Genomic DNA, 26130 nt, shown 5'->3' with positions numbered 1-26130 from the left:
ATATCCTCTCAGACCATACCACCGTTGGCGCGCAGGACCTGCCCGCTGACCCACCCACTGTCCGGGCCAAGGAGGAAGGACACGACCGCAGCGATGTCGGCGGGTTCGGCGAGCCGCCCGAGCGGGATCATCTTGGTGACCTGGGCTACCTGTTCGTCGGTCTTGTCGTCGAGGAAAAGCGCGGTGGCGACCGGGCCGGGCGCGACCGCGTTGACCGTGATCCCCTTCGGCCCCAGTTCCTTGGCGGCAATACGGGTCAGCGCTTCGACACCGGCCTTTGTCGCCGCATAGATGCCATAAGTCGGCTGATTGAGCCCGACGACGCTCGACGAGAAGCTGACGATCCGGCCGCCGGTACCCATCCGCCGTGCCGCTTCGCGTATCCCCAGGAACACGCCCTTCAGGTTGATCGCAACGTGGCGATCGAACAACGCGTCGTCGGCCTCCGCGAGCGGTGCGAGCTTCATGACGCCGGCATTGTTGACGAGCGCCGCCACCGTTCCGAGCGCTGCGGCGGCATCAAATAAAGCGGCGAGCGCGGCGGGATCGCTGACGTCGCCCTTGACCGCCTGGGCCCTCCCTCCAGCGGCAACAATGGAAGCCACCACCTCGTCCGCCGAAGCGGCATCGCCGGAATAGTCGACGATAACAGCGTAGCCGTCTGCCGCCAGTCGGCGGGATACCTCCGCGCCTATCCCTTTCGACCCACCCGTAACGATCGCAACTCTGTTCGCAGCCATGTTTCCTCCGGCGTCGCAAAGCCGCATCGGCGGCTTCATCAGGGCTTGAGACGCGAAGGGCCACGCCATCGTTGCACGGCGGACCAACATTAGCAGAGTGGCGACAATGTATAGCGGTATGACGATAGTTCGGGAGAAAACTATCCTCCCGTTGAAGCATTAAGAACGTCCCGAAGCGGAGAACGAAGGCTGCTTCGCGGATACGCTCGCCCGCCTCAATGTGCCGAAAACCGAAACCGGCGGCGACTGAGCGCAACGATCCATTCATTTCGTAGAGGAGTTACCATGAAACTGCAGGTGAAGGTTGGAATTGCGGCGCTGCTCGCGCTCGCGCTGCCGGCCCCGCTCGCCGCTGCGCAGAATTGCGTTGGAAGCGGCGATGCCAGTCCGGGGGAGTTGCACCGACAGGTGATGTTGCAGGGGTGGCAGCACGAGCCTGGCGATCCCCGGTTCAGTTTCCGTGCCAAGCTCGGTCGCTTCTACGACTGGGAGGCGCAGGACGGGCTGTTCTTCGACGACTTCGACCCGCAGCGTCGCGCCGTGCGCAGCGTCGCCGAATATGGGGGCATCTGGGAGCCCATCTTTCGCGCCAACCGCTCGGCCCTGCACGCGATCAGCGACGCCCCCACCGTGCTGATCGGCAGCGATCTTGCCGCGTCGTCGCTGGAGTTTACCGCGCGGATCGAAACGCTGAAGGGGAAGGTGACCGGCATCCGTACCCGTTCCGACATGGTCTGGCGCTGCCGCCCCGATGGCTGGAAGATCGTTCGCGAGCATAATTCGTCGAAGATCGTGCCAGTGGCTGAGGCAGAGCGGATCATCGCCGGCCAGGGCGACAACCCGCAGGCGTCAATGTAGCGCGCTAAACTCCGCGACGAGGTGATCGAACACGATCCGGATACAAGAGATATTGCTCAGATCCTCATGCGTGACGATCCATGTGTCCAGCGCATCGACGTCGACGTCAGGCAGCACCGGTCGCAGGCGCATATCGGCATCGCCCACGTGGCGATGTACAACGCCGATGCCGATCCCCGCGCGCGTGGCGGCAAGCGCAGCGGGGTGGCTGTCGGTACGTAAGACCAACGCGCGTCGCTCCAGATCCGGGAAGAGAGCCTGCGCCAGCGCGAGATCGCTGCTGTTGCGATCGGGACCGATCAAGCGGTGGCTACCCAGTTCGCCAACCGTCGCCGGCTCTCCATGCCGCGCCAGATAGTCCGGATGCGCATAGAGGCCGAGGCGGATCGATGCGACCTTGCGGATGACCAACCCCGCCTGCGTCGGCGGGAACATGCGGACCGCGACATCGACCTGCTGGTCAAGCAGATCGGCGCCGGTGTCGCTCAGGACAAGTTCGATGGCGATATCAGGGTAAAGCGCACCGAGCCGTGCCAACATGGGCGGGATCACTTCCACCCCGATGAACTCGGCCACGCTGACGCGCACCGTGCCGGCGGGCTGATCCGCGCCTGCCGATGCGCGGCGGACGAACGCGTCGGAGGCGTGCGCCATGGCGCGCGCCGATGTCGCCAGCGTGCGGGCTTGCGGGGTGGGCGTGAGGCCTCGGACGGATCGGACGAAAAGGGTCCTGCCAAGTGCCGCCTCGAGAGCTTCGATGCGCGCGCGGACGGTCGGTTGGGCAAGCCCCAGGCGGCGGGCTGCCGCCGAAAGGCTGCCTTCCTCGATGACCGCTAGGAACGCACGTTGATCGTCCCACATAACCAAACCGCTCATCAGAAATGTACTAGCAGATCATAAATGATCGACAATTCTCTTCGATCGCCGAGGGAGGCATATTCGCCCCGGGATGCATCAACCGCAGGCACATCTGCGAAAGCGCACGCCTCTATCGGGATTTACAAACCATGAGGACGTCCCTCGATCACTACCGGCCGCTCGCTCGTTCCGGCCTGCGCGTCTCTCCCGTGACGCTCGGTACGATGACGTTCGGCGCCGATTGGCGTTGGGGCGCGGACGACGGCGAGGCCGAGCGCATCTTTGCCTTCTCCGACGAACAGTTGTGCCGCCTGAACGAATGCAGCGCCGTCGCTCCGACCTTTCCGGGACGGTTAGTCGACCGACCGATGACACCGCAAACCAATTTTCGGGTCGGCGAGCGTGGCTCGCCGACACGTGTAGGAGGAACAAGGATGAAACTCGTTCGGATCGACGACGCCGGCCGCCAGGCCAGGACATGGCGCGGCGCTGGCCTCGCGGCATTGAGGAGGCGGTCATGAGCCCCACCATCGTCGCGATGGCGGTACTTCTCGCGGCCGTGCCTCCGGCGGCAGCCGCCGCCGCTCCACAGGCGCGATTGGCGGCGAGTTCGCCCGAGGCCGGCAACCGGGCCTTCATCCGCGAAGCGTTCGAGCGATGGGCCGCGGGTGACGCCGACTTCTTCGATCTCCTCGTCGACGACGTGACCTGGCATATCGCCGGCTTCGACCCCGTCGTCGCCCGCACCTATCATGGTCGCCAAGCCCTGCTGGACGGCGCGGTCCGTCCGCTCGCCGCGCGGTTGACCGGCACGTTGCGGCCGACGGTCAGGAGGATCTGGGCCGACGGTGACGACGTGATTGTCCATTGGGACGGCGAGGCCGCCGTCTACGACGGCACGCGCTATCGCAACACCTATCTGTGGATCCTGACTGTCAAGGATCGCCGGATCGTGGCGGTCACGGCCTTTTTGGATAACGCTGCTTTCAAGGCGGTTCTTGACAAGCCGGCCCCCGATCCCTCCCGTCGGCCCGGTAGCCGCCGCGAGTGACAAACGGGGCCGTCGTCCAAGCCACCGCGCCGCTTCGGGCGCCCCGAACGCCTGTCCCTGCCGACGGGGAGGGAGACATGACCATGCCGTCCGCGAACGACGGCGCGCCCGCTTCCGCGCTGTACGCGTCGGCTAGCCTCGACTGTGCTGCCGCGCAGCCCGTCACGATGCTGGAAAGCAGTGTGAGCGTAGGCTGGAACGCCCTTCTTCTCGATCATGTCGAAGGCGTCGGCCAAAGCGATGTTTTCGAGACGCATGCTACGACCGATCTCACTCTGGTGACGGCGATCGGCGGCCGACACCGCGTCGAGGCTTATGGCTGCGGCACTTGGCACGCAGCCATCTACGAACCCGGAGCCGCCGGCATGACGCCGCCAGGGCAGACAGCGCGCCTGCGCTGGGAAGCGCTTGGATCTTCGCGTCGCTTCGAGATGATCCACCTCTACTTGCCACAAGCGATCGTCAACGAAACTTGCGAGGAATATCGGCGACGGGGGCAACGCACCCACGACCGCCCGCTCGACGCCCTCGTATTCAATGATCCGACCGTTGCCCAACTGAGCCGCGCGCTGCTCGTCGCGATGCATGCCAACGCACCCGACCTCTACGCGGATCAGGTTGCCCGCGCCATGGCCCTTCACCTTCTGGCCACCCATAGCCCCTGGCTCGACATCGCCGCGGACGATCGTGATCCCGGCACTATAAGCGATGATCGTCTCGCACGGGTGATCGAGTACATGAGCGCTAACCTAGACCGATCGTTGACGGTCCTCGAGCTGGCGCGTGAGGCAGGAATCAGCGTCCATCACTTCTCGCGACGCTTCCGCAAGCAGACCGGTCGAACCCCCTGCGGCTTCCTGACAGACCTCCGGTTCGACTTGGCGCGCCGCTTGCTGTGGACGACCGATCTGCCGATCGGCGAAATCGGTTTGAAGTGCGGCTATACGCAGGCGGCTGCTTTCTCCGCTGCGTTTCAGCGACGCTATGGCAAAACCCCTTCCGCAGAGCGTGAGCAGGGGGGCGACGACCGAAAGTCAAAGTAAAATCGAGAAACCTCAAGTTGAATCCGATTGTCGCTGCATGGATCAACGGGGGCTGCGATCTCGAATTCAGCCTTTTTGCCAGGACGACCTCAAGGTGAAAGCACTTATCGTCGGCGAATCAGCACTCGTGCGTCCTGAACGGCGAGGCGTTTGTCTTTCCACATGCCGGAACTCAAGACCTAGCCGCACTGGCCCCGGTGGAGGAGCTTGTGGTCGGCCAGGACCAGCGCCATCATCGCTTCCACCACCGGCGCGCCGCGGATGCCGACGCAGGGGTCGTGGCGGCCCTTGGTGAACAACTCGGTCGCGTCGCCTTCGCGGGTGATCGTCGGTTGCGGGGTGAGGATCGAACTCGTCGGCTTGAAGGCGACGCGGACCACCACCGGTTGCCCGGTCGAGATGCCACCAGCGATACCTCCGGCATGGTTGGCCTCGAAGCGAGGGCCGGAGTTGGCCATTGAGTTGCCGGGCCGCATCGGGTCTGCGTTCTGCTCGCCGGTGAGCCGCGCCGCAGCGAAGCCGTCGCCTATCTCCACGCCCTTGACGGCGTTGATGCCCATCATCGCCGCGGCAAGGTCGGCATCGAGCTTGCCGTAGAGTGGCGCACCCCAGCCCGCAGGCACGCCGGTCGCCACGCATTCGACCACGGCGCCAACCGAGGAGCCGGATTTGCGCACCGACTCCATCTGCGTGGCCCATCGTGCCGCCGCCCGGGCATCGGGGCAGAAGAAGGGATTGCGCGCGATCTCGGCCGGGTCGAAGTTGGCCGGATCGATCGCGTCGCCGCCGATCTCGGTGACGTAGGCGAGGATCGCGACCTCGGGGATCACCAGCCGCGCGACGCCGCCGGCGGCCACCCGCGCCGCCGTCTCTCGCGCCGAACTGCGCCCGCCGCCACGATAGTCGCGAAAGCCGTACTTGGCGTCATAGGCGTAGTCGGCATGGCCGGGGCGATAGGCCTTCGCGACCTCGGAGTAGTCCTTGGAGCGCTGGTCGACGTTCTCGATCATGAGCGAGATCGGGGTGCCGGTGGTGCGCTGTACGCCATCCGGAGCGGCGAACACGCCCGAGAGGATGCGGACCCGATCGGGTTCCTGGCGCTGGGTGGTGTACTTCGACTGGCCCGGTCGGCGGGCATCGAGGAAGGGCTGGATCGCCGCCTCGTCGATGGCGAGACCGGGAGGGCAACCGTCGACCACCGCGCCGAGCGCCGGCCCGTGGCTTTCGCCCCAGGTGGTGAAATGCAAAAGGCGGCCGAAGGTGTTGACGCTCATGACCTGCGCGCTTTGTCGCGGACCCGGCGATTTGTCCAGCGGGGGCTGGCGGTGGTGCGTGGGAAGCACCGCTGGTGGAGTGCTTGGAGGGATCGGTCCTCCCCGGCACGGGGAGGGGGACCGCGCGAAGCGTGGTGGAGGGGAGTCTCGGCACGGCGCGAGGTTGCCGGCGGGTTCCTGCAGTGTTTGCGTGAGGACGCGAGTCCCCACCACCCCTCGCTGCGCGAGCGGTCCCCCTCCCCGACGCGGGGAGGACAGATCCTCCCCTGCAAGGGGGGCGGCAGACGCGAAGCGGCTGACGGAGGGGTGTCTCCGCTGGTGGAGTGCTCGACCGAGAGGGTTACACCCCTCCACCACTCACTGCGTGAGCGGTCCCCCTCCCCTTGCAGGGGAGGATCTGCTCCCCCTCCTCCTCAGAGAAGGAGTTAGGCACAACTCGACCTCCGCCGGCGAACGCGGAACTTACGCCAACAGGAAAAAATCTCACGACGGACGTGCGGCCGGCGCGGCCTGGCGCGACAGGCTTGGCTCGGGTTCCGGTTTGCGAACGGCTGGCGGAGGAACACGCAAGCGTGCCGCCAACTCGGCCTTGTTCGTGCGAAGCGCCGGCGGGCAAGGCTCGCGGGAACTGTGCCGGCTCCGGGCTGGAAGTGCAGGATGTCGCCTCCAGGCGGGATAGTGCGTCGCATCTGGGGTGCAGGCGCCCGTCTCTAGGCGCCGGCCGCATGGTGCGGGGTTGGTCGAACGAGGCCTCGCTCACCCGCACCCGCCGTGTACCGGAGCCGAGCTTTCACTTGGCTCCAGCGCTGCGGTATATAACCTAAACGGTTCGCGATGTCAAGCCGGGCCTGAGCTCAAAAAGCTGCTCGACTTGCCAGGCTCCGCACACATCCCGTACCATGCGCCGATGCAACCGACACTCTATGGCATTCCCAACTGCGACACCGTGAAGAAAGCGCGAGCTTGGCTGGATCAGCATGGCATCGCGTATGCCTTTCACGATTACAAGAAGCAGGGCGCCGATCCCGCTCAGCTGGTGCGCTGGGTGGAGGAGGCGGGGTGGGAGACGGTGCTCAACCGCCGGGGCACGACCTTCAGGGGCTTGCCCGAGAGCGACAAGCAGGACCTCGACGCCGGCAAGGCGGTCGCGCTGATGGCGGCCAACCCCAGTTGCATCAAGCGGCCGGTGGTCGAGCATGCCGGCGGGCTGCTCGTCGGCTTCGATCCCGCGCGCTGGGACCAGGCGCTGAGGTAAGATCTCAGGCGCGGGTTGCGGTGACGATGTAGTTGAGCGCCAGGTCGTCGGAGAGGTGCAGGCCTTTCAGCGGCGACCAGGCGATCCCGCGCGGCGCGCTCATGGTGAGCCCGGCGGCGGCGAGAAGATCGCGCAGGTCGTCGGGCGTGACGAAGTCGTCCCAATGGTGCGTGCCGCGCGGTACTTGCCCCAGTCGCTCGGCCGCTTCGACCAGCAGCAGGCGCGAGCGTGCGGTGCGGTTGGGGGTGGAGATCACCAGCAGTCCGTCCGGCTTCATCGCGGCGGACAGCGCGGAAACGAACACGCCCTTGTGGGCGACATGCTCGATCACTTCCATCGCGCAGACGAGGTCCTGATCGCGCGGCGCTAGCGTGCCGACTTCACCGGCCTGGTAGCTTATCGCCAGCCCGATCGCCTCGGCATGCGCGCGCGCGGCGGCGACGTTCTCTGCCGCCGCATCGATGCCGGTGACCTCGCCGCCCAGCCGCGCCAAGGGCTCGGCGAGCAGCCCGGCGCCGCAGCCCACGTCCAGCGCGCGGCGGCCGGCAAGCGGCTTCAGCGCCCGCGGGTCGGTGCCGAAATGCGTGTCGATCGCCTCGCGCACGAAGGCCAGTCGCACCGGATTGAGGCGGTGCAGCATGGCCGACGAGCCCCTGGGATTCCACCACTCTGCCGCAAGCGCGCCGAAGTGGGCGGCTTCTGCCGCGCGGATGGTTTCTGGACCGATCGTGTCGTGCGTCGCGGTTGCATTGTTCATGGCCTACCCCTAACAGCGCGCCCGACTCTAATCCACCGGCACAGGAGTGCGTTCGCTTTGGCCCGCATCGTGATGAAATTCGGCGGCACCTCGATGGCCGGCACCGAGCGCATCCGGCGCGTGGCGGGCATCGTCAAACGCCAGCAGGAAGCGGGCCACGAAGTCGCGGTGGTCGTCTCGGCCATGGCGGGCGAAACCGACCGGCTGGTGAACTTCTGCCGCGAGGCGAACACCCTCTACGATCCGGCCGAGTACGATGTGGTCGTCGCCAGCGGCGAGCAGGTCACTTCCGGCCTGCTGGCGCTGACGCTGCAGTCGATCGGCTGCAAGGCCCGCTCGTGGCTGGGCTGGCAGGTTCCGATCAAGACCGACGACGCGCATGCCAAGGCGCGTATCGAGGAGATCGATGCCGAAGCGCTGCTCGCCTCGATGGCGGCGGGCGAGATCGCGGTGATCCCGGGATTCCAGGGCGTCTCGCCCGAGGGCCGGGTGACGACGCTGGGCCGTGGCGGCTCGGACACCTCGGCGGTCGCCGTCGCGGCGGCGCTGAAGGCCGACCGCTGCGACATCTACACCGACGTCGACGGGGTCTACACCACCGACCCGCGCATCGTCGCCAAGGCGCGCAAGCTGCCGCTGGTGACCTACGAAGAAATGCTGGAGCTCGCCTCGGTGGGCTCGAAGGTGCTGCAGACCCGCTCGGTCAGCCTGGCGATGAAGGAGAAGGTGCGCGTGCAGGTGCTCTCCTCGTTCATCGACGAGACTGCGCCCGCTGCCGATACCCTGCCGGGCACGATGATCGTCAGCGATGAAGAGTTAGAAGGAACCGACATGGAACGCCAGCTCATCACCGGCATCGCCGCCGACAAGAACGAGGCCAAGATCACCCTCACGGCGATCGCCGATCGTCCGGGGGCGGTCGCGGCCATCTTCGCCCCGCTCGCCGACGCCAACATCAACGTCGACATGATCATCCAGAACGTGGCCAAGGAGAAGGGCGAGACCGACGTCACCTTCACCGTGCCCCTGTCCGATCTGGTGCGCGCGCAGGCGATGCTGGAGGAGCGCCAGGAGGAGATCGGCTACCGCCGCCTGATCGCCGACGATCAGGTCGCCAAGATCAGCGTCGTGGGTGTCGGCATGCGCAGCCATGCGGGTGTCGCGGCGACGATGTTCAGCACGCTGGCCGAGCGCGGAATCAACATCGAGGCGATCTCCACCAGCGAGATCAAGGTTTCGGTGCTGATCGATTCCGACGAGACCGAGCTGGCGGTGCGCGTGCTGCACACCGCATACGGGATGGACGCAACGGCCTGACCAAGCTCTCCCCTCTGAAAGGGAGGGGAGAGGCTGAGGCCGTCTCTGGCCCGATGTCTTGTGCGCCGCGCCTTGATTGCCTAAGGCGCGCTGCTCTCAGATGACGTGCCAGGACCTGCCATGACCGCTTACCCCAAGACCTCGGCGCTGATGGCGCGCGGCGCGCAGTTCTTCGGCAGCGAGCATGCGATCCTGTGCGGGGCGATGTCCTGGGTGTCGGAACGCAACCTGGTTTCGGCGATCAGCAACGCCGGCGGCTTCGGCGTGATCGCCTGCGGCGCGATGACGCCCGAGCTGCTCGACAAGGAGATCGCGGCGACCAAGACGCTGACGACCAAGCCCTTCGGCGTCAACCTGATCACCATGCACCCGCAGCTGTTCGACCTGATCGAGGTCTGCGGCCGGCACCAGGTCGGTCACGTGGTGCTGGCAGGGGGCATCCCGCCCAAGGGCAGCGTCGAGGCCATCAAGACACATGGGGCGAAGGTCATCTGCTTCGCTCCCACGCTGGCTCTGGGCAAGAAGCTGCTGCGCTCTGGCGCTGACGCACTGGTGATCGAGGGCATGGAGGCCGGCGGCCATATCGGCCCGGTCTCGACCTCGGTGCTGGCGCAGGAGATCCTGCCCACGCTCGCCGCCGATCACCTGGTGTTCGTCGCCGGCGGCATCGGCCGGGGCGAGGCGATCGCCGGCTACCTGGAGATGGGCGCGGCCGGCGTGCAGCTGGGCACTCGCTTCGCCTGCGCCACCGAGTCCATCGCGCACCCTGCGTTCAAGCAGGCGTTCTTCCGTGCCTCCGCCCGCGATGCCATCGCCTCGGTGCAGGTCGATGACCGGCTGCCGGTGATCCCGGTCCGCGCGCTCAAGAACAAGGGCACCCAGGCGTTCACCACCAAGCAGATCGAAGTCGCCAAGCTGCTCGACGACGACAAGGTGGCGATGATGGAAGCGCAGCTGCAGATCGAGCACTATTGGGCCGGCGCGTTGCGCCGCGCGGTGATCGACGGCGATGTCGAAAACGGCTCGCTGATGGCGGGGCAGTCGGTCGGCATGGTCACCAAGGAAGAGCCGGTCGCCGAGATCATGGCCGCGCTGATGCGCGAGTGCGAGGCGGCGCTCGACACGCGCAAGGCGCTGGCGGTGGCCTGACATGGGCGGCGAGGCGAACGGGCCGCTGATCCTGGCGCTGTCCTGCACCGACCGGCCCGGCATCGTCGCGCGCGTCACCGGCTACCTGGCGCAGGCGGGCGGCAACATCATCGAGGCGCAGCAGTTCAACGACCTCGCCGAAAACAAGTTCTTCATGCGCGTCGCCTTCGATCCCGGTGCCGGCGACCGCGAGGACATCCGCGAGGGCTTCGGCACCATCGCGCACGAGTACGGCATGGCCTGGTCGATGCTGCGGCGCGACCGGCCGCGGCGGGTGCTGCTGATGGTGAGCAAGTTCGATCACTGCCTGGCCGACCTGCTCTATCGCCATCGCATCGGCGAGATCGCGATGGACGTGGTCGGCGTGGTCTCCAACCACCCGCGCGACGCGATCGCCACGCACCTGATCGGCGAGCTGCCGTTTCATTACCTGCCCGTCACCCGCGAAACCAAGTCGCAGCAGGAAGCGCAAGTGCGTGCGCTGGTAGAAGAGACGCGTGCCGAACTGGTGGTGCTGGCGCGCTACATGCAGATCCTGTCGGACGAGATGGCGGCGTTCCTCTCGGGGCGGTGCATCAACATCCACCACTCGTTCCTGCCCGGCTTCAAGGGCGCCAAGCCCTATCACCAGGCCCACGCGCGCGGCGTGAAGATGATCGGCGCGACGGCGCACTACGTGACGGCGGACTTGGACGAGGGCCCGATCATCCACCAGGACGTCGAGCCGGTGACACATGCCGACACGCCCGACGACATGGTGCGCAAGGGCCGCGACATCGAACGACGCGTGCTGGCCGAGGCGGTTCGGCTGCACCTGGAGGATCGGGTGCTGCTGAACGGCACGCGGACGGTGGTGTTTCGCAGCTGAGTTGGCGCTCCGTCGAGTTGCGCCAACCTATCGCTTGAAACCCGTCGCCCCCGCGAAGGCGGGGGCCCCGCTTCCTTGCAATTGTTCAGACGTCCAAAGAACAAGCGGGGTCCCCGCCTTCGCGGGGAAGACGAGGGGTGCTTTCAACCCGCGTAGATGCGGTCCAGCACCTTGGCCACGTCGACCAGCCGCTCGGCGGAGGGATCGAAGCTGCGGTCCTGGGCCAGCTGCTCCGCCCATGCTGCGGCGGCGCGGCCGCCCCAGGCGTCGGGCGGACTGACCAGCACCTCGCTCGAGGTCCCGACCAACCGTCTGGCCTCGAAATCGTAGAAGCTACCACCCAGATTGTGCAGCGAGACGCCGCCGCCGGTGCCGTAGAGGCTGGCTTCGATCACTGCCTCCTGGCCCGCCTGCAACCGCCACGAGCAAGCGAGGCGCGCGACGAGGCCGTTGGCGAGCGTCAGCTGTGCCTGGGCATAGTCCTCTACGCCATCGGCCGACAGCGGATTGCCGCCGGCCAGCAGGGTGGAGGACACGTCCGTGACCTCGGGAAAGTCCAGCAGCCACAGCAGCAGGTCGACCAGGTGCACGCCCAGGTCCATGACGCAGCCGCCGCCCGATTGCGCGCGATCGTAGAACCAGGGCTTGTCCGGCCCATAGGCATTGTGGAACACGAGGTCGGCGGCGAACAGCTGGCCCAACTCGCCACTGCGCACCCGACCGGCGATGGCCTGGGCGGCGGCGGTGTAGCGATAGGAGAAATCGACCGACAACAGCCGATCCGCCTTGCGTGCCGCATCCACCACGGCCTGAGCCTCGGCGGCGTTGCGGCCGAGCGGCTTCTGGCAGAAGACCGCCATGCCGCGCTCCAGCGCCGCGATCGACTGCTCGGCGTGCAGTGCACTGGGCGTGGCGATGACGAGGCCGTCGAGGTCCTGCTCCAGCAGCGCTTCCAGCGAGGCCAGCACCGGCACATCGGGTGCCAGCTTCGCGGCTTCGGCGGCGCACTCGGGCGAGGGATCGCAGATCGCGGCGGCCTGGATCGCGCCGGTCGCCAGCGCCGCTTCCATGCGGTGGCGGCCGATCCAGCCGGTGCCGAGAAATCCTACCCTTGGCTTGACCATCACAGCGTCACCAGCGCTTTCACGAAGCCATCCGGCTTGTCGCGCGTGGCATCGAGCGCATCGCCGAGGCGGTCCAGCGGATAAGTGTGCGTGTAGAGCGGCGAGGGATCGAAGCGCCCGGTGGCGACGGCATCGACAGCTTCGCGCAGCCCGCGCAAGTTGACGGCGGGATCGCGCTCATGCGCGTTGATCACATCGATGCCCTTCCAGTTCCACATCTGCATGTTGACCTGGCGCGGCCCGTCTTGGTGGTAGCCGGCGACCACCAGCTTGCCGCCGAAGCCGACCAGTTCGCCGGCCAGGTCGAGTGGCCATTGGTAGCCGACGCATTCGATCACCCGCTCGCACAAGGCCTCGCCGGTAACGGCCTTGACGCTCTCGATGATGCGCCAGTGATCGTCCATCGCGATCGTTTCGGCCGCGCCGTAGTGACGCGCGAGATCGAGCGAGGACTGGCGGCGCGAGATGGCGATCACCTTGGCCCCGGCATCGGTCGCCAGCCTGGTGAGCACCGCGCCCAGGAAGCCGATGCCGACGATCGCGACGGTCTGGCCCGCCTGGATATCGGCCCGACGAAAGATGTTGAAGGCGCAGCCGAGCGGCTCGCCGGGGAAGGGCTGCTCGGCGAGTTGCGGCGGCAGCTTTACCACGCCGCAAGCCGGTGCCACGTCGTATTCGGCGAAGCTGTGGCCGGCCAGGAAGACGACGCGATCGCCAGGCGCGAAGTCGGAAACCTGCGAGCCGACCGCGTCGATCACGCCCCAGCCTTCGTGGCCCAGGCCGCCGGTCTCGCCGGGATACGTGCTCCACGGCTGGCCATGCCAGGGCTCGACATTGGACGCGCAGACGCCGCAGCCTTCCAGCTTCACCCGCACTTCGCCCGCACCCGGTTCGGGCAGCGGCGCATCGACGATTTCGAGCGCCTTGGGGCCGGTAACGACGGCAGCGCGCATCGTTCTGGAAAGGAAACTTTGGTCGGCGTTCATGCGCTGTGCCCCTGAGGATTGATCATCGTTTCGGTCCCGTCACAAGGTTCACCGTATGCCCGACACGTTGCCGCCGGCGCTGAGCATGAGCAGTGCGCTGCGGGAGAATATCGAGGCGCTGAGCGCGCGCGAGCGGGAGGCTCATGCCAACGCGCCGTTCTCGCACCGCATCGCCGACAAGGTGACGGCATTCACCGGGTCGATGACCTTCGTGGTCATCCACCTGGTGCTGTTCGGCTTCTGGATCCTGGCGAACACGGTGGGCATACCTGGCGTGCCCAAGTTCGACGAGAGTCTGGTGGTGCTGGCCATGGAAGCCTCGGTCGAGGCGATCTTCCTGTCCACCTTCGTGCTGATCAGCCAGAACCGCATGGCGGAACGGCAGAACCGCAGCGCGGATCTCGACCTGCACATCAACCTCCTCGCCGAACACGAACTCACCCGCGTGGCGATGCTGCTGGAGCGGATCGCGCGCAAGCTCGATGTGACGGTGGACGACCTTGAGCTTGCGGAGATCGAAGCGGACGTGGAGCCTGAGGACGTGCTGGATGCGCTGGAGGAGCGACAGGGGGACTGAGCCGCCCGCCGCGACTTCGTCATTCCCGCGAACGCGGGAATCCAACTCCTGCTCCGTCGGCTTACACGTCGGTACAGCGTCACAGTATTCGAGCCGCATACACTGAACCCACTAGGACCGCTGCTTCAGGGGCATTTGCAGGAGATGGATTCCCGCGTTCGCGGGAATGACGAAGGGGAAGGTGGCGCGGGCTGTCCTCGCCGTCTCCGAACCCTGACCCCGACCCAAGTCTCACCCGGCAATAAACGCCTCGAGCCGAGTGAACGCCTCGTCGTCGGTCATCTGCTTGGGCGGGTGCTTGCAGAAATACGCCGCTGCCGGGTCGATCGGCCCGGATAGCCCGCGCTCCCTGGCGATCTTGGCGCATCGAATCATGTCGATCGCGACGCCGGCCGAGTTGGGGCTGTCCTCCACCGACAGGCGCAGTTCCAGGTTCACCGGTACGCCACCGAACATGCGGCCTTCCATGCGCAGGAAGCAGACCTTGTTGTCGTTCTGCCAGGCGACGTAGTCCGATGGGCCGACGTGAATGTTCTCGTCCTCGATCCGCTCGGCCGCGACCGACTGCACGGCCTCTGTCTTGGACTCCTTCTTGGAGGCGAGGCGCTTCCTCTCCAGCATGTTGAGGAAGTCGGTATTGCCGCCGGTGTTCAGCTGATACGTTCGGTCGAGCTTGACGCCGCGCTTGGCGAACAGGTCGGTCAGCACGCGGTGGGTGATCGTGGCGCCGAGCTGCGCCTTGATGTCGTCGCCGATGATCGGGATGCCGGCTTCGGTGAAGCGGCGGGCCCACTCGGGATCGCTGGCGATGAACACCGGGATGTTGTTCACGAAGGCGACCCCGGCCTTCAGCGCGCACTCGGCGTAGAACTCGGTCGCCTTTTGCGAGCCGACCGGAAGGTAGTTCATCAGCACGTCGGCCTTGGTCTCGCGCAAAGTGGCGATGACCTCTTGCTCGGTCGCCTCCGGCTCGTCGGCAACCACGAAGGTGCGATCGTCGGGATAGTCGGCCATGTGATCGGCGACTCCGTCGAGCTTGCGGCCCATTTTCACCTTGGCGCCGGTGGGCGTGATCGTTTCGCAGAACACCGTGGTGCAGTTGGGCTTGGCGAACACGGCGTCGGCGATATCCTGGCCGACCTTGCGCTTGTCGATGTCCCAGCCCGCGACGAGGTGGATGTCGCTCGGCACGTAGCCGCCCAGCTCGTAATGCATCAGGCCGATCGTGTCGTTGGCGCCCAGGCGATAGTGTTCGATGCCTTGCGCGAGCGAGCTGGCGCAATTGCCGATGCCGACGACGGCGACGTTGATCCCGTGCGGATGGGGCGAAAGCATCGGGGTACTCCTCAAAGGACCGCCGCTTGTGCGGCAGCCAGTTCGGCGCGGTCGGGGGTGGCCGACAGGGCAGGGTGGGCTTCGACGCGCGACTTGGCGGGCGCATAGCGCTCGATCATCTGCTGGCAGAAGTCGGCGAAGCCTTGGGTGTCGTACGGCGGGCTGGTGTGGTGCGCGCCGGGGCCGAGGTGCTCGGGCGTGAAGCAGAAGGTGACGGTGACGTCGAAGTCCTGCAGCGCCTCCATCTGACGGTCGAACCAGTCGAGCGCATCGGGGCGGAAGCTGTCGGCCCAGGACAGACCGGTGCGCAAGTGCCTGGTACCCAGCCGCTTCATCCAGGCGACCGCGTCGTCGAGGCGCGGATCGTGGTAGTGGAACCACTGCATCAGGCCCATCTCGCCGGCGACCTTGGCATAGTGGTCGAGGCTGGGTTTGGGGGTGCCGTCCTCGCGGATCAGGCCCATGTAGAAGTGGCGGTAATAGCTCGATCCTTCCGCTTCGCGGTGGCGGGTGGTCGCGCCCCATTCCTGCGGCAGATCGTAGAGCGAGTACCAGAAGATGCGCGGCACGCGGCCTACCAGCAGCTCGGCGGTCTTCTGAACGCCGAACTCCTGCACTTCCTCGGCGCCGAACGAGCCGACGCCCACTTCGGTGACCCAGATCGGCTTGTCGGGGCATACCGCCTCGATCTCGGCGATCTTGTCTGGCCAGGCGTGGATCGACCACAGGTTCCAGTCGAGCGGGAAGCCGTGCACCGCGACAACATCGACCGCGTCGATCGCGCCATGGCCGCGCATGCGGTTGACCCATGAAGCGTCGATCGGCGACATGCCGCCCAGCACGCGCAGGACATCAGGATTGGCGGCATGGATGGCGGCGCCTGCGCGCTTTACCAGGTCGCCGAAGATGGACCAATCGGGATCGAGCTCCGGGTCCCAGTGGGACTTGTTGTTCGGCTCGTTCCAGATCATCGCGGCTTCGATCACGGCGTTACGTCCCCCTGCTTGGATATACTGCGGCCGGCCCATACTGCTCGTAGGGCACTGGCGCGGTGCGGCACATGTAGACTTCGGGCTCGGGCTGAGCCTCGATGGTGAACCCGGCGGCGCGCAGCATGGCGGCGCTGCAGGCGGCGTTTGGTGCCCACCAGTTGGTCCAGTCGTCGGCGAACGACTTCTCGATGAAATGCATCTTGGGATAGCCCGGCTCGTCGAAGATCGGCGACGGCTTCCAGGTGCCCGGAACGAAGAACGGATGCTCCTCGGGCACGTCGATCGTCTCTTGCGAGCCCTGCTGCATCGTCTGGAACAGCATCATGTCGCCGGCGACGTGCTCGCGGATCAGGTCCAGCGCGAGCAGCGGATGGCGCAAGTGATAGAGCACGCCCATGAAGATCACGAGGTCGAACCTCTCGCCCAGCGCGCCGACATCGTAGACCGAGTGATTCCGGTACTCGATGTCGCCGAAGCCGAGCGCATCGGATGCGAAGCGCGCCTGCGCCAGGTAGCGGTCGTCGCTGTCGATGCCGAGCACGCGGGCAGCGCCGCGGCGCTTCATTTCGACCGAGTAGAACCCGGCGTTGCAACCGATGTCGAGCACGCTCTTGCCGGTAAGGTCGGCGGGAATGACGTGCGCGAAGCCTTCGTACTTGAACCGGGGGTAGTCGCCCAGGAAGTGGTCGGGCGCGGTGGTGACGCCGTGGCCCAGGTCAATGTTCTGGAACCACGGGCCGAGCGCTTCGACCTGCCGTCGCAATTCGCTCACGCGGTCGGTGTGGGTGGCGGGGATGCTGCTCATGAATACGTCTCGTTCAAGCTCAGCACCTTGGCGCCCCAGTCGCCCACCGCGAGGCGCGTCACGGAAGCAGGGTCGATTTCGAAGCGGCCGTAGTGATCGAGGCTGAGGCCGAGCACATCGGCGACCACGGCCCGGATCACGTCGCAATGGCTGACCATCGCTATCGTCCGCCCGGGTGAGGCAAGGGCGGTGCGTTGGATGTGCTGCCAGGCACGGGCCTGCGCGTCGGCCATGCTTTCGCCGTTCGGTGCGACCGCCGTGGATCGCGCCTCGTTCCAGGTCGACCAGCGGGGATCGCCTTCCAGTTCCACGAAGGCCCGGCCGGACCAGTCGCCGAAATCCAGTTCGTCGAGCGCGGGCGCGACTTCGGGGTCGAGATCGTGTCGCTCGCCCACGGTGCGCGCAGTCTCCTGCGCGCGTTGGACAGGACTGGTGTGGATCGCGGCGATCGGCTCTGCCCCCAGCCTGTCGGCCAGAGCGCTTGCCTGCCAGAGACCGTCGCTGCTGAGGGCAATGTCGGGCGTGCGACCGGAGAGGATCCGGCCCAGGTGCGAATGCGCTGCATGACGGATCAGCAATATCGTTGCAGTCACATTCCCTCCTTTCTGCCGAGAGCCGCCCCCGAAATGCGGTTCAGGCGTCAACAAGGCAGTACAAGCTTTGTTCCTGCATGAACAAACCCTGCGTCGAAATGTTTCAGAACAGAGGCGAAGGGAAAACTTCAAAATAACAAATGTTAATTCAAAGTAGTTCTCACAGTATTTGGGAACAAAGAGGATGAAGAAGCTTTGTGCCTCCCGGACGCTAGCGTGCGAGGGGATTTATGGCGGAAACGGTGCTGATCACGGGCGGGGCGGGCTTTATTGGGTGCCACGTCGGACGCGAGCTTCTGCGGCGCGGATATCGTGTTGTTGCACTGGATAGCCTGATCGAGCAAGTCCATGGCGCCAACGCCAGCGGCACGCGCCCTCCATTCCTCGAGCCTGAGATCGAACTGATCGAGGGTGACGTGCGTGATGGTGAAGCAGTCGCCAAAGCGCTGAAGGGCGTCGACAGCGTCATCCACCTCGCGGCCGAGGTCGGCGTCGGCCAGTCGATGTACGAGGTGGAGCGCTATACCTCCACCAACGACGTTGGCACGGCCGTTCTGTTCGAGCGGCTGATCGACAATCCGGTGCGCCGCGTGGTCACTGCCTCGTCGATGAGCATCTATGGCGAGGGTCTGTACCGCGACGCCGATGGCAATCTGGTGCAGGATGCGGCGCGCGCGACCTTGCGCGATGGGCAGGCGAATTGGGAGCCGGTCGACAAGCAGGGGCGTCCGCTGACCCCGGTGGCGACGCCCGAGTGGAAGCAGCCCAACCTCTCCTCGATCTACGCGCTCAACAAGTACGTGCAGGAGCGCACCACGCACATCATGGCGCCGCCTTACGGCATCGAAGGCGTGTGCCTGCGTCTGTTCAACGTCTACGGCGCAGGCCAGGCGCTTTCCAATCCCTATACCGGCGTGCTGGCGATCTTCGCCTCGCGCTTCCTCAACGGCCAGTCGCCGATGATCTTCGAGGATGGCGAGCAGCGGCGCGACTTCGTGCACGTGCGCGATGTCGCACGCGCCTTTGCGACCGCGCTGGAGAACCCAGCCGCTCCGGGCGGAACCTACAATGTCGGTTCGGGCCGCGACATCTCGGTCAGGCAAGTGGCCGAGGAACTCGCCAAGGCAATGGGGCGCAACGACCTGCACGCCGAGATCGTCGGCAAGGCGCGCATCGGCGACATCCGCCATTGCTTCTGCGACACCACCAATGCGCGCGAGCAGCTGGGCATCGAGGCGACCGAGGATTTCACCGAAGGCCTCGTCGAACTGGCCGAATGGGTCAGCCAGCAGACCGCGACGGACCACGTCGAAAAGGCGCGCAAGGAGCTCGAAGCGCGCGGACTGGTCGCATGACGCAAACGATCCTGGTCACCGGCGGGGCCGGTTTCATCGGCTCCAACCTCGCCGACAGGCTCGCGTCGGAAGGCCACCGCGTGCGCATCTACGATGCACTCGTGCGGCCCGGCGTCGATCGCAACCTCGAGTGGCTGATCGAACGGCACGGCGAGCTGATCGAGCCGGTGCTCGCCGACGTGCGAGAGCCGGAGAAGCTTGCCGCCGCGGTGCAGGGCGTGGACGCCGCGTTCCACTTCGCCGCGCAAGTCGCAGTGACGACCAGCATGGCCGATCCCGCATCCGATCTGGCGATCAACATCAACGGCACCTTCAACCTGCTCGAAGCCGCGCGTGCGCAGGCCAGGCCGGTGCCGGTCATCTTCGCCTCCACCAACAAGGTCTATGGCGATCTCGTGCAGTTCGGCTCGCAGCTGACGGCGCAAGGCCACTATCCCGAAGACGCGGAACTCGCCAAGCAGGGTGTTTCCGAAGCGCAGCCGCTGGATTTCCACACCCCCTATGGCGTGTCGAAGGGTGCGGCCGACCAGTACGTGCTGGATTACGCGCGCAGCTACGACCTGCCCACCGCCGTGCTGCGGATGAGCTGCGTCTACGGCGAGCGGCAGATGGGCACCGAGGACCAGGGCTGGGTCGCGCACTTCCTGATCCAGGCGCTGCAGGGCAATCCGATCACGCTCTATGGCGACGGCAACCAGGTGCGCGACGTGCTCTATGTCGGCGATGCAGTGGATGCCTACATCGCCGCCTGGCGCCAGATCGACAAGGTGAAGGGCCAGGTCTTCAATCTCGGCGGCGGCCCGGCGAACGCGGTCAGCTTGCGCAACCTGATCGATTACATGAGCGAAACCCTGGGCTGCCGGATCGACGTGCGCTCGTCCGACTGGCGCCCCGGCGACCAGCGCTGGTTCGTTGCCGATACGCGCGCGATCGATACAACGCTGGGTCTGCCCAAGAAGCTGGACTGGCGTACCGGTGTCGCGCGCCTGACGGAGTGGCTTGCGGCCGAGCGCGGCATCGATCTGCCTGCGCAGCCCGCCCCGCTTGCCACCGCCGGAGCGCACCGATGAGCCGACGCGTGACGCGCCTGCTGATGACCGTCGATGCCGTCGGCGGCGTGTGGCAATACGCGACCGAGCTTGCTTGCGCCTTGCGTCCACTTGGGTTCGAGACGGTGCTGGCAGTGCTCGGCCCTCCTCCCACACCGGAGCAGCGCACCGCGATCAAGCGCTGCAAGGGCGTGACGCTGGTCGAGACCGGCTTGCCGCTCGATTGGATGAGCGAAGCGGCTTCGACCCGCCGCGCCGCGGCCGAACTGGCGGCACTCGCCCGGCGCGAAAAGGTGGACCTCGTTCATCTGAACTCGCCGGCGCTGGCGGCCGGCCAGGCGTGGCCCGCGCCCGTGGTGGCCGTCGCGCATGGGTGCCTCGCCAGCTGGTGGGACGCGGCGCGCAGCGGTCAGCCGCTCGACCCGGCGTTCGCCTGGCATCGCGAGATGATGGCGCAGGCGTTACGCACCTGCGATCGCGTCATCGCGCCGTCGGTCAGCTTCGCCGAGACGCTGAGGCGCGTCTATGGCCTCGCGGTGGCGCCGCAAGTCGTGCACAACGGTCGAGCCTTGCCGGCGCGCGTACGCGCCACCGCCGGTACCAACAGCGCGCTCACGGCCGGACGGATGTGGGACGAGGTCAAGAACCTCGCCACGCTGGACAAGGCAGCCGCGCTGGTGCCGTTCCCGTTCCATGCCGCGGGCACGACCACCGCACCGCATGGCGAGGTGGCGACTGCCGACCATCTGCACTTGCTCGGCCAGCTCGACGCCGCTGCCTTCGCCGCCAAGCTGGAGCAGCGGCCGGTGTTCGTCTCCGCCGCCACCTTCGAGCCGTTCGGACTCGCGGTGCTGGAAGCTGCCGGCGCGCGATGCCCGCTGGTGCTTTCCGATATCCCCACCTTCCGTGAGCTGTGGGACGGCGCGGTCGTGTTCGTCGATCCGCTCGACGCGGCCGGCTTTGCCGCAGCCATTGAAGCTATCATCCGCGATCCCGACCACCGCGACGCGCTCGGCGAAGCGGCGCAGGCACGTGCCCAGCGCTATGTGCCCGAGCGGATGGCCAATGCCATGGCCGAACACTACCGCGACCTCATGGCCGCCCGGTTAGCAGCATGAGGGGCGCGGCATGAAGGTCGTCTATTTTACGCACTCGCTGGATTCCTGCTGGAACCACGGCAACGCGCACTTCCTTCGCGGCGTTCTGGATGAACTGATCGAGCGCGGCCACGAAGTCGCGGTGTTCGAGCCCGAGGATGCCTGGAGCCGCGCCAACCTGATCGCAGACCATGGCACCGAGGGCTTGGGCGCCTATCGCTCGGCCTATCCGCGGCTGAGCTCCACGCGCTATGCCGCCGATGCCGATCCCACGGAACTGGCCGATGGCGCCGACCTGGTGATCGTGCACGAATGGAACGCGCATGATCTGGTCGCCAGGCTCGGCGCAGCGCGCGCTCAGGGTGCAGGTTACACGCTGCTGTTCCACGACACGCATCATCGTGCCGTCAGCGCGCCGCAGGAGATGGAGGGCTATGACCTTTCCGCCTACGATGGCGTGCTGGCCTTCGGCGAGACGCTGAGCGAGGTCTATCGCCAGCGCGGCTGGGGCAACCGGGTTTGGACCTGGCACGAGGCCGCCGACACCCGACGTTTCTTCCCGCCGGTAGAGGAAGGACCGCGTTCCGGCCTCGTCTGGATCGGCAACTGGGGCGACGGGGAGCGCACGCAGGAGCTGCAGGACTTCCTGTTCGGCCCGGCCCAGGCTTCCGGTCTGCCGCTCGATGTCTACGGCGTGCGCTACCCCGAAGACGCGCGTGCGATCCTGGCGAAGTTCGGTGTGCGCTATCATGGCTGGGCCGCGAACGCCGCCGCGCCCGCGATCTTCGCGCGGCATCTGGCGACGGTGCATGTGCCCCGCCGCTTCTACTCGACGATCCTGCCGGGCATCCCGACCATCCGCGTGTTCGAGGCGCTTGCCAGCGGCATCCCGCTGGTCAGCGCACCGTGGGACGATGCCGAAGGGCTGTTCCGTCCAGGCTGGGACTACCTTGTCGCTGCCGATGGCGAGGAGATGACCGCCCACCTCGCGGATCTGAAGACCGATCCTGCCTTGCGTCAGGCGCTCGTCGCCAGCGGGCTCGAGACCATCCTGGCACGCCATACATGCGCGCACCGCGTCGACGAACTGCTGGCGATCGTCGCTTCCATCAAGCCCACCATCAAATCTGCCCTGGCCGGAGAACCCGCTTGAAGATCGCTTTCTACGGCTCCAGCCTGCTCTCGTCGTACTGGAACGGTGCGGCGACGTACTATCGCGGCATCCTCTCGGCCATGGCCAAGCGCGGGTACGAGATCACCTTCTACGAGCCCGACGCCTTCGGCCGGCAGCAGAACCGCGACATCGATCCGCCCGAGTGGGTGCGTTCGGTCGTCTACGATGCAGACGAAGCCTCGCTGCGCCGCGTGTTGGCCGAGGCAGCGGACGCGGACATCGTCGTCAAGGCCAACGGTGTCGGCGTGTTCGACAAGGAACTGCTCGAAGGCGTGATCGCACAGGCGCGGCCCGATGCGATCAAGATCTACTGGGACGTCGATGCCGCCGCCACGCTCGACGAGATGCGCGAGGATGCCGATCACCCGGTCCGCAAGGCTCTTCCGCACCTAGACATGGTGTTGACTTACGGCGGCGGTCCGCCGGTGATCGGCGACTACGAAGGCTTCGGCGCCAAGCAGTGCGTGCCGATCTACAACGCGCTCGATCCCGCGACCCACCATCCGGTGCCGCCCGAGCCTGCATTCGCCTGCGACCTGGCGTTCCTGGCCAATCGCCTGCCCGACCGCGAGGCGCGCGTGGAGGAGTTCTTCCTAAGGCCCGCCGCCGCGCTGCCGGAGCGCAGCTTCCTGATCGGCGGCAACGGCTGGCACGACAAGGGCATGCCGGCCAATGTGCGCGACATCGGCCATGTCGGCACGCGCCAGCACAATGCCTTCAACTGCACGCCCAAGGCGGTGCTGAACGTGGCGCGCGATTCCATGGCGCGCATCGGCTTCTCTCCCGCGACCCGCGTGTTCGAGGCGGCCGGTGCCGCGGCGTGCCTGATCACCGACGCCTGGGAAGGCATCGAGCTGTTCCTCAAGCCCGACGAGGAAGTGCTGGTCGCGCGCGACGGGCAGGACGTGGCCGAGCACATGGCCAACCTCACGGAAGGGCGTGCCCGCGCCATCGGCCAGGCCGCGCTTGCCCGGGTGCTGGCCGAGCACACGTACGAATTGCGCGGTGTCGAAGTGGACGAAGTCCTGCGCGCTGCTCGCGCCAAGAGCCAGGTGACGGCGTGAAGCTGGTCGTCCTGGGCCTGACCCTCTCGTCTTCGTGGGGCAACGGCCACGCCACTACGTTCCGCGCGCTGCTTTCCGCCTTCGCGCGGCGCGGGCACGAGATCCTGTTCCTCGAGCGGGACAAGCCCTGGTACGCCGACCATCGCGATCTGCCGGATCCCGACTTTTGCGAGCTGCGCTACTACGACAGCGTCGAGGAGTTGGGGCAATGGCGCGAGACGATCGCGCAGGCCGATGCGGTGATGGTCGGCTCCTACGTGCCCGAGGGTGTCGAAGTCGGCGCGTTCGTGCAGGAGCATGCGCGCGGGATCGCCTGCTTCTATGACATCGACACGCCCGTCACGCTGGCGAAGCTGGCGCGGGGTGATTTCGAATACCTGACGCCCGAGCTGATCCCCGGATACGACGTGTATTTCTCGTTCACCGGCGGGCCGACCTTGTGCCGGCTGATGACCGACTTCGGCTCGCCCAGCGCCCGTGCGCTCTACTGCTCGGTCGATGACACTCGCTACACGCCATTGGCGGTAAAGAAGCGCTGGGACCTCACTTACCTCGGCACCTACAGCGACGATCGCCAGCCCACGCTGGAAAAGCTGCTGATCGAGACCGCACGGCGCTGCCCCGACAAGCGCTTCGCCGTGGCGGGGCCGCAGTACCCGCATGCGATCGTCTGGCCGGCGAACGTCGAGCGCATCGAGCATCTGCCTCCCGCCGAGCACGCCGAGTTTTACTCCGCATCGCGCTTCACGCTCAACGTGACGCGGGCCGACATGATCGCAGCCGGATGGTCGCCATCCGTGCGCCTGTTCGAGGCGGGAGCCTGTGGAACTCCCATTATTTCAGACCGTTGGGCGGGGATCGAAGATGTTCTCGAACCTGGCCGCGCGATCATCCTGGCCGATACGACCGAAGACGTGATCGCCGCGCTCGGTGCCGATGCGGCGAGCTTTGGCGAGGCTGCGCACCAGGCGGTGCTCGGCGCCCACACCGCCGATTGCCGCGCCGCGCAACTCGAACAAGACCTGGAACAGGCGCCGAAGAGATCTGGCGTCACACGTCCCGCGCCGAACACCCCGAGAGGAAACCTTTGTGAACAAGTCTGACCGATTGACACTGGTCGCGGGCGGCGCGGGCTTCATCGGCTCGCACTTGTGCCGCATGCTGCTAGAAGCCGGCGAGCATGTAGTCTGCGTCGACAATCTGCAGACCTCGCGCCCGTCGAACCTCGCGGTGCTGAAGCAGTACGACAACTTCGAGTTCATCCAGGCCGACATCACCGCACCCTGGCCGACCTCGCTGGTGACGCGCGCGCGCCAGTTCCACCGCGTCTACAACCTGGCCTGCGCGGCATCGCCGCCCGCCTACCAGGCCGATCCCGAGCACACGATGCTGACCAGCGTGGTGGGCACCAGCCAGCTCCTGCGCCTGGCAGAGGCCTCGGGCGCGCGCTTCCTGCTGACCTCCACCAGCGAAGTCTACGGCGATCCCGAGAGCCACCCGCAGCGCGAGGAGTACCGCGGTAACGTCAGCTGCACCGGCCCACGTGCCTGCTACGACGAGGGCAAGCGCGCGGCCGAGGCGCTGACCTTCGACTATGCCCGCAGCGGCCGCGCCGACGTGCGGGTGGCGCGGATCTTCAACACTTACGGGCCGAACATGGACCCGTGCGACGGGCGCGTCGTCTCCAACGTGATCTGTCAGGCGCTCTCGGGCGAGGCGATCACCATCTACGGCGATGGCAGCCAGACACGCAGCTTCTGCTACGTCACCGACACGGCGGAGGCTCTGCGCCGGCTGATGGAAGCCGACGAGATCGGCATGGAGCCGGTCAACATCGGCAACCCGCGCGAGATGACGGTGCGCGAACTGGTCGATCTGGTCGTCGACATGCTTGGCCGCCCCGCCGAAGTGCGCAACGCCCCGCTTCCGGTCGACGATCCACGCCGCCGCAAGCCCAACATCGACCGAGCCAGGGCGCTGCTCGGCTGGGAGCCGACGACCAAGCTGGAAGACGGTATCCGCGCCACCATGGACTGGTTCGCGCGCGAGCTGGGCGATGAAGTGCTGGTGACGGCCAAGCTCGACACGCTCGATCGCCATCGCCCTACGCGTCCGGCGGTACCGCTTACGGCGCGGGAGGCGGTTGCCGGGTGATCTGTGATGGTGCGTCGGGTTTGACGGGCCTGCACGACTAGCAAGCGCCCGATCATCGGGATCGTCTCCTCGTTCATCGCCGCAGGGCTTGCAAAGGTATGACGCAGGTCGTGCAGCCTGACACCTCGCAATCCAGCCTTGCTGCGGAATTCCTCCCAGTAGTACTGTAGGCTTCTGAGTGGCTTCCTGAACTTCAAGTTCCAGAACAGCCACGGGACGTCGCGATGGCTGCTACCGGCCGGACCTTTTCCTCGCCTGAGCCGCGTAGGGTGTGCTTGTCAATGAGGGGCTATTCGCAAGCCGATCACGGGACGTCATTTTCGCGCGGCGGCTCAACACGCCGATCAGCATGCGCTGGGGCTGCGCGCCGGCGATGCACTTCATCTGGCCATCGCATCGGAAGCGGGTGCAATCTTGCACACGCTGGACCGCACATTGGCCGAGGCTGGTCCTCCGCTCGGCATACCCACCCATCTGCTTGCATGAATGCACATCGCCTGGTGCGACGACGATGAGGTGCGGCGCTGGGCACGGCGGTGTTGCTCCAGCCTGTACCAAACCTCTAGGCCACCGACTCATTATGTCGCAGCCAAATCCGTATGGATGCAAGTTGGACTGACGCGAGGAAGTTATCATCTCGCTTGTCGTAGCGGGT

General features: G+C 66.4%; 26 protein-coding genes and 1 pseudogene. 16 read left to right on the top strand and 11 right to left on the bottom strand.

Features of this window, described 5'->3' with window-relative positions:
* Positions 1 to 8: 8 nt before the first annotated feature.
* Positions 9 to 740: an SDR family oxidoreductase gene (locus tag HNO88_RS13155; protein ID WP_184246096.1), complete on the bottom strand. Its 732-nt coding sequence runs from the start codon at positions 738 to 740 to the stop codon at positions 9 to 11.
* Positions 741 to 1025: 285 nt separating this feature from the next.
* Between HNO88_RS13155 and HNO88_RS13150 the strand changes: the two genes are divergently transcribed.
* A complete protein-coding gene (locus HNO88_RS13150) occupies positions 1026 to 1598 on the top strand; it encodes a YybH family protein (RefSeq protein WP_221420010.1) in 573 nt (190 codons plus the stop codon).
* On the opposite strand, the gene HNO88_RS13145 is transcribed toward HNO88_RS13150, so the two are convergent.
* Positions 1590 to 2252 (bottom strand): LysR substrate-binding domain-containing protein, encoded by a 663-nt coding sequence (locus HNO88_RS13145; protein ID WP_246381738.1) that lies wholly within the window; start codon positions 2250 to 2252, stop codon positions 1590 to 1592. The genes HNO88_RS13150 and HNO88_RS13145 overlap by 9 nt on opposite strands.
* Positions 2253 to 2288: 36 nt before the next feature.
* Positions 2289 to 2459, bottom strand: a pseudogene (locus HNO88_RS23020) (helix-turn-helix domain-containing protein); the annotation flags it as partial.
* Between the two features lie 221 nt (positions 2460 to 2680).
* On the opposite strand from HNO88_RS23020, the gene HNO88_RS23015 reads away from it, so the two are divergent.
* The 3 genes from HNO88_RS23015 to HNO88_RS13130 all read left to right on the top strand — a co-directional run bounded on the left by HNO88_RS23015 (position 2681) and on the right by HNO88_RS13130 (position 4550).
* Positions 2681 to 2977: a hypothetical protein gene (locus HNO88_RS23015; RefSeq protein WP_376768772.1), complete on the top strand. Its 297-nt coding sequence runs from the start codon at positions 2681 to 2683 to the stop codon at positions 2975 to 2977.
* Entirely contained in the window at positions 2974 to 3507 is a 534-nt protein-coding gene (locus HNO88_RS13135; protein ID WP_184246090.1) for a nuclear transport factor 2 family protein, read from the top strand. Before HNO88_RS23015 ends, HNO88_RS13135 begins: the two co-directional genes overlap by 4 nt.
* 77 nt (positions 3508 to 3584) lie before the next feature.
* Positions 3585 to 4550 (top strand): helix-turn-helix domain-containing protein, encoded by a 966-nt coding sequence (locus HNO88_RS13130; protein ID WP_221420009.1) that lies wholly within the window; start codon positions 3585 to 3587, stop codon positions 4548 to 4550.
* A 179-nt stretch (positions 4551 to 4729) separates the two neighbouring features.
* On the opposite strand, the gene aroC is transcribed toward HNO88_RS13130, so the two are convergent.
* The gene (gene aroC / locus HNO88_RS13125) at positions 4730 to 5824 is read right to left on the bottom strand and encodes a chorismate synthase (RefSeq protein ID WP_184246084.1); all 1095 of its coding nucleotides are present in this window, start codon (positions 5822 to 5824) and stop codon (positions 4730 to 4732) included.
* Positions 5825 to 6731: 907 nt separating this feature from the next.
* Here aroC and HNO88_RS13120 point away from each other — a divergent pair.
* Positions 6732 to 7079 carry an arsenate reductase gene (locus HNO88_RS13120; protein WP_184246430.1) on the top strand — a complete coding sequence of 116 codons (348 nt, stop codon included), beginning with the start codon at positions 6732 to 6734 and terminating at the stop codon, positions 7077 to 7079.
* A gap of 4 nt (positions 7080 to 7083) precedes the next feature.
* On the opposite strand, the gene ubiG is transcribed toward HNO88_RS13120, so the two are convergent.
* Entirely contained in the window at positions 7084 to 7836 is a 753-nt protein-coding gene (gene ubiG / locus HNO88_RS13115; RefSeq protein WP_184246080.1) for a bifunctional 2-polyprenyl-6-hydroxyphenol methylase/3-demethylubiquinol 3-O-methyltransferase UbiG, read from the bottom strand.
* Positions 7837 to 7893: 57 nt separating this feature from the next.
* Here ubiG and HNO88_RS13110 point away from each other — a divergent pair, with 57 nt between their 5' ends.
* The 3 genes from HNO88_RS13110 to purU all read left to right on the top strand — a co-directional run bounded on the left by HNO88_RS13110 (position 7894) and on the right by purU (position 11170).
* Positions 7894 to 9153 carry an aspartate kinase gene (locus tag HNO88_RS13110; protein ID WP_446685700.1) on the top strand — a complete coding sequence of 420 codons (1260 nt, stop codon included), beginning with the start codon at positions 7894 to 7896 and terminating at the stop codon, positions 9151 to 9153.
* Positions 9154 to 9273: 120 nt separating this feature from the next.
* Positions 9274 to 10302: an NAD(P)H-dependent flavin oxidoreductase gene (locus HNO88_RS13105; protein ID WP_184246077.1), complete on the top strand. Its 1029-nt coding sequence runs from the start codon at positions 9274 to 9276 to the stop codon at positions 10300 to 10302.
* A 1-nt stretch (position 10303) separates the two neighbouring features.
* Complete coding sequence (purU, locus tag HNO88_RS13100) at positions 10304 to 11170, top strand: formyltetrahydrofolate deformylase (RefSeq protein ID WP_184246073.1); 867 nt, start codon at positions 10304 to 10306, stop codon at positions 11168 to 11170.
* 143 nt (positions 11171 to 11313) lie between these two features.
* Here purU and HNO88_RS13095 read toward each other — a convergent pair whose 3' ends face one another.
* Both HNO88_RS13095 and HNO88_RS13090 read right to left on the bottom strand, forming a co-directional pair.
* Positions 11314 to 12294, bottom strand: a complete 981-nt coding sequence (locus HNO88_RS13095) for a Gfo/Idh/MocA family protein (protein WP_184246070.1) — start codon at positions 12292 to 12294, stop codon at positions 11314 to 11316.
* Positions 12294 to 13280 (bottom strand): MDR/zinc-dependent alcohol dehydrogenase-like family protein, encoded by a 987-nt coding sequence (locus HNO88_RS13090; protein WP_221420008.1) that lies wholly within the window; start codon positions 13278 to 13280, stop codon positions 12294 to 12296. The genes HNO88_RS13095 and HNO88_RS13090 overlap by 1 nt, the downstream gene beginning before the upstream one ends.
* Before the next feature lie 55 nt (positions 13281 to 13335).
* Between HNO88_RS13090 and HNO88_RS13085 the strand changes: the two genes are divergently transcribed.
* Positions 13336 to 13857, top strand: coding sequence for a DUF1003 domain-containing protein (locus HNO88_RS13085; protein ID WP_184246067.1), 522 nt, complete (start codon positions 13336 to 13338; stop codon positions 13855 to 13857).
* Between the two features lie 231 nt (positions 13858 to 14088).
* Here the strand turns inward: HNO88_RS13085 and HNO88_RS13080 are convergent, their stop codons facing one another.
* The 4 genes from HNO88_RS13080 to HNO88_RS13065 are packed head-to-tail and all read right to left on the bottom strand — an operon-like array spanning position 14089 to position 17582.
* A complete protein-coding gene (locus HNO88_RS13080) occupies positions 14089 to 15192 on the bottom strand; it encodes an inositol-3-phosphate synthase (protein WP_184246064.1) in 1104 nt (367 codons plus the stop codon).
* A gap of 11 nt (positions 15193 to 15203) precedes the next feature.
* Positions 15204 to 16178: a glycoside hydrolase 5 family protein gene (locus tag HNO88_RS13075; protein WP_184246061.1), complete on the bottom strand. Its 975-nt coding sequence runs from the start codon at positions 16176 to 16178 to the stop codon at positions 15204 to 15206.
* Between the two features lie 4 nt (positions 16179 to 16182).
* The gene (locus tag HNO88_RS13070) at positions 16183 to 16989 is read right to left on the bottom strand and encodes a TIGR04290 family methyltransferase (RefSeq protein WP_184246058.1); all 807 of its coding nucleotides are present in this window, start codon (positions 16987 to 16989) and stop codon (positions 16183 to 16185) included.
* A complete protein-coding gene (locus tag HNO88_RS13065) occupies positions 16986 to 17582 on the bottom strand; it encodes a histidine phosphatase family protein (protein ID WP_184246055.1) in 597 nt (198 codons plus the stop codon). Before HNO88_RS13065 ends, HNO88_RS13070 begins: the two co-directional genes overlap by 4 nt.
* Before the next feature lie 230 nt (positions 17583 to 17812).
* Here HNO88_RS13065 and HNO88_RS13060 point away from each other — a divergent pair, with 230 nt between their 5' ends.
* The 7 genes from HNO88_RS13060 to HNO88_RS13030 are packed head-to-tail and all read left to right on the top strand — an operon-like array spanning position 17813 to position 25475.
* On the top strand, positions 17813 to 18937 hold the full coding sequence (locus HNO88_RS13060; protein ID WP_184246052.1) for an NAD-dependent epimerase/dehydratase family protein: 1125 nt from the start codon (positions 17813 to 17815) through the stop codon (positions 18935 to 18937).
* Positions 18934 to 20007: an SDR family NAD(P)-dependent oxidoreductase gene (locus HNO88_RS13055; protein ID WP_221420006.1), complete on the top strand. Its 1074-nt coding sequence runs from the start codon at positions 18934 to 18936 to the stop codon at positions 20005 to 20007. Before HNO88_RS13060 ends, HNO88_RS13055 begins: the two co-directional genes overlap by 4 nt.
* Positions 20004 to 21104 carry a glycosyltransferase family 4 protein gene (locus HNO88_RS13050; protein WP_184246045.1) on the top strand — a complete coding sequence of 367 codons (1101 nt, stop codon included), beginning with the start codon at positions 20004 to 20006 and terminating at the stop codon, positions 21102 to 21104. The genes HNO88_RS13055 and HNO88_RS13050 overlap by 4 nt, the downstream gene beginning before the upstream one ends.
* A gap of 10 nt (positions 21105 to 21114) precedes the next feature.
* Positions 21115 to 22236 carry a CgeB family protein gene (locus HNO88_RS13045; RefSeq protein ID WP_184246042.1) on the top strand — a complete coding sequence of 374 codons (1122 nt, stop codon included), beginning with the start codon at positions 21115 to 21117 and terminating at the stop codon, positions 22234 to 22236.
* Positions 22233 to 23321: a CgeB family protein gene (locus HNO88_RS13040; RefSeq protein WP_184246039.1), complete on the top strand. Its 1089-nt coding sequence runs from the start codon at positions 22233 to 22235 to the stop codon at positions 23319 to 23321. Before HNO88_RS13045 ends, HNO88_RS13040 begins: the two co-directional genes overlap by 4 nt.
* On the top strand, positions 23318 to 24424 hold the full coding sequence (locus HNO88_RS13035) for a CgeB family protein (RefSeq protein WP_184246036.1): 1107 nt from the start codon (positions 23318 to 23320) through the stop codon (positions 24422 to 24424). Before HNO88_RS13040 ends, HNO88_RS13035 begins: the two co-directional genes overlap by 4 nt.
* Positions 24411 to 25475, top strand: a complete 1065-nt coding sequence (locus HNO88_RS13030) for a UDP-glucuronic acid decarboxylase family protein (protein ID WP_184246033.1) — start codon at positions 24411 to 24413, stop codon at positions 25473 to 25475. Before HNO88_RS13035 ends, HNO88_RS13030 begins: the two co-directional genes overlap by 14 nt.
* Positions 25476 to 26130 lie beyond the last annotated feature (655 nt).

This window comes from Novosphingobium chloroacetimidivorans (genome assembly GCF_014204535.1).
Taxonomy (GTDB): Bacteria; Pseudomonadota; Alphaproteobacteria; order Sphingomonadales; family Sphingomonadaceae; genus Novosphingobium; species Novosphingobium chloroacetimidivorans.
Note: the sequence above shows the minus strand (reverse complement) of the source record. Positions and strands in the feature narration are given on the sequence as shown.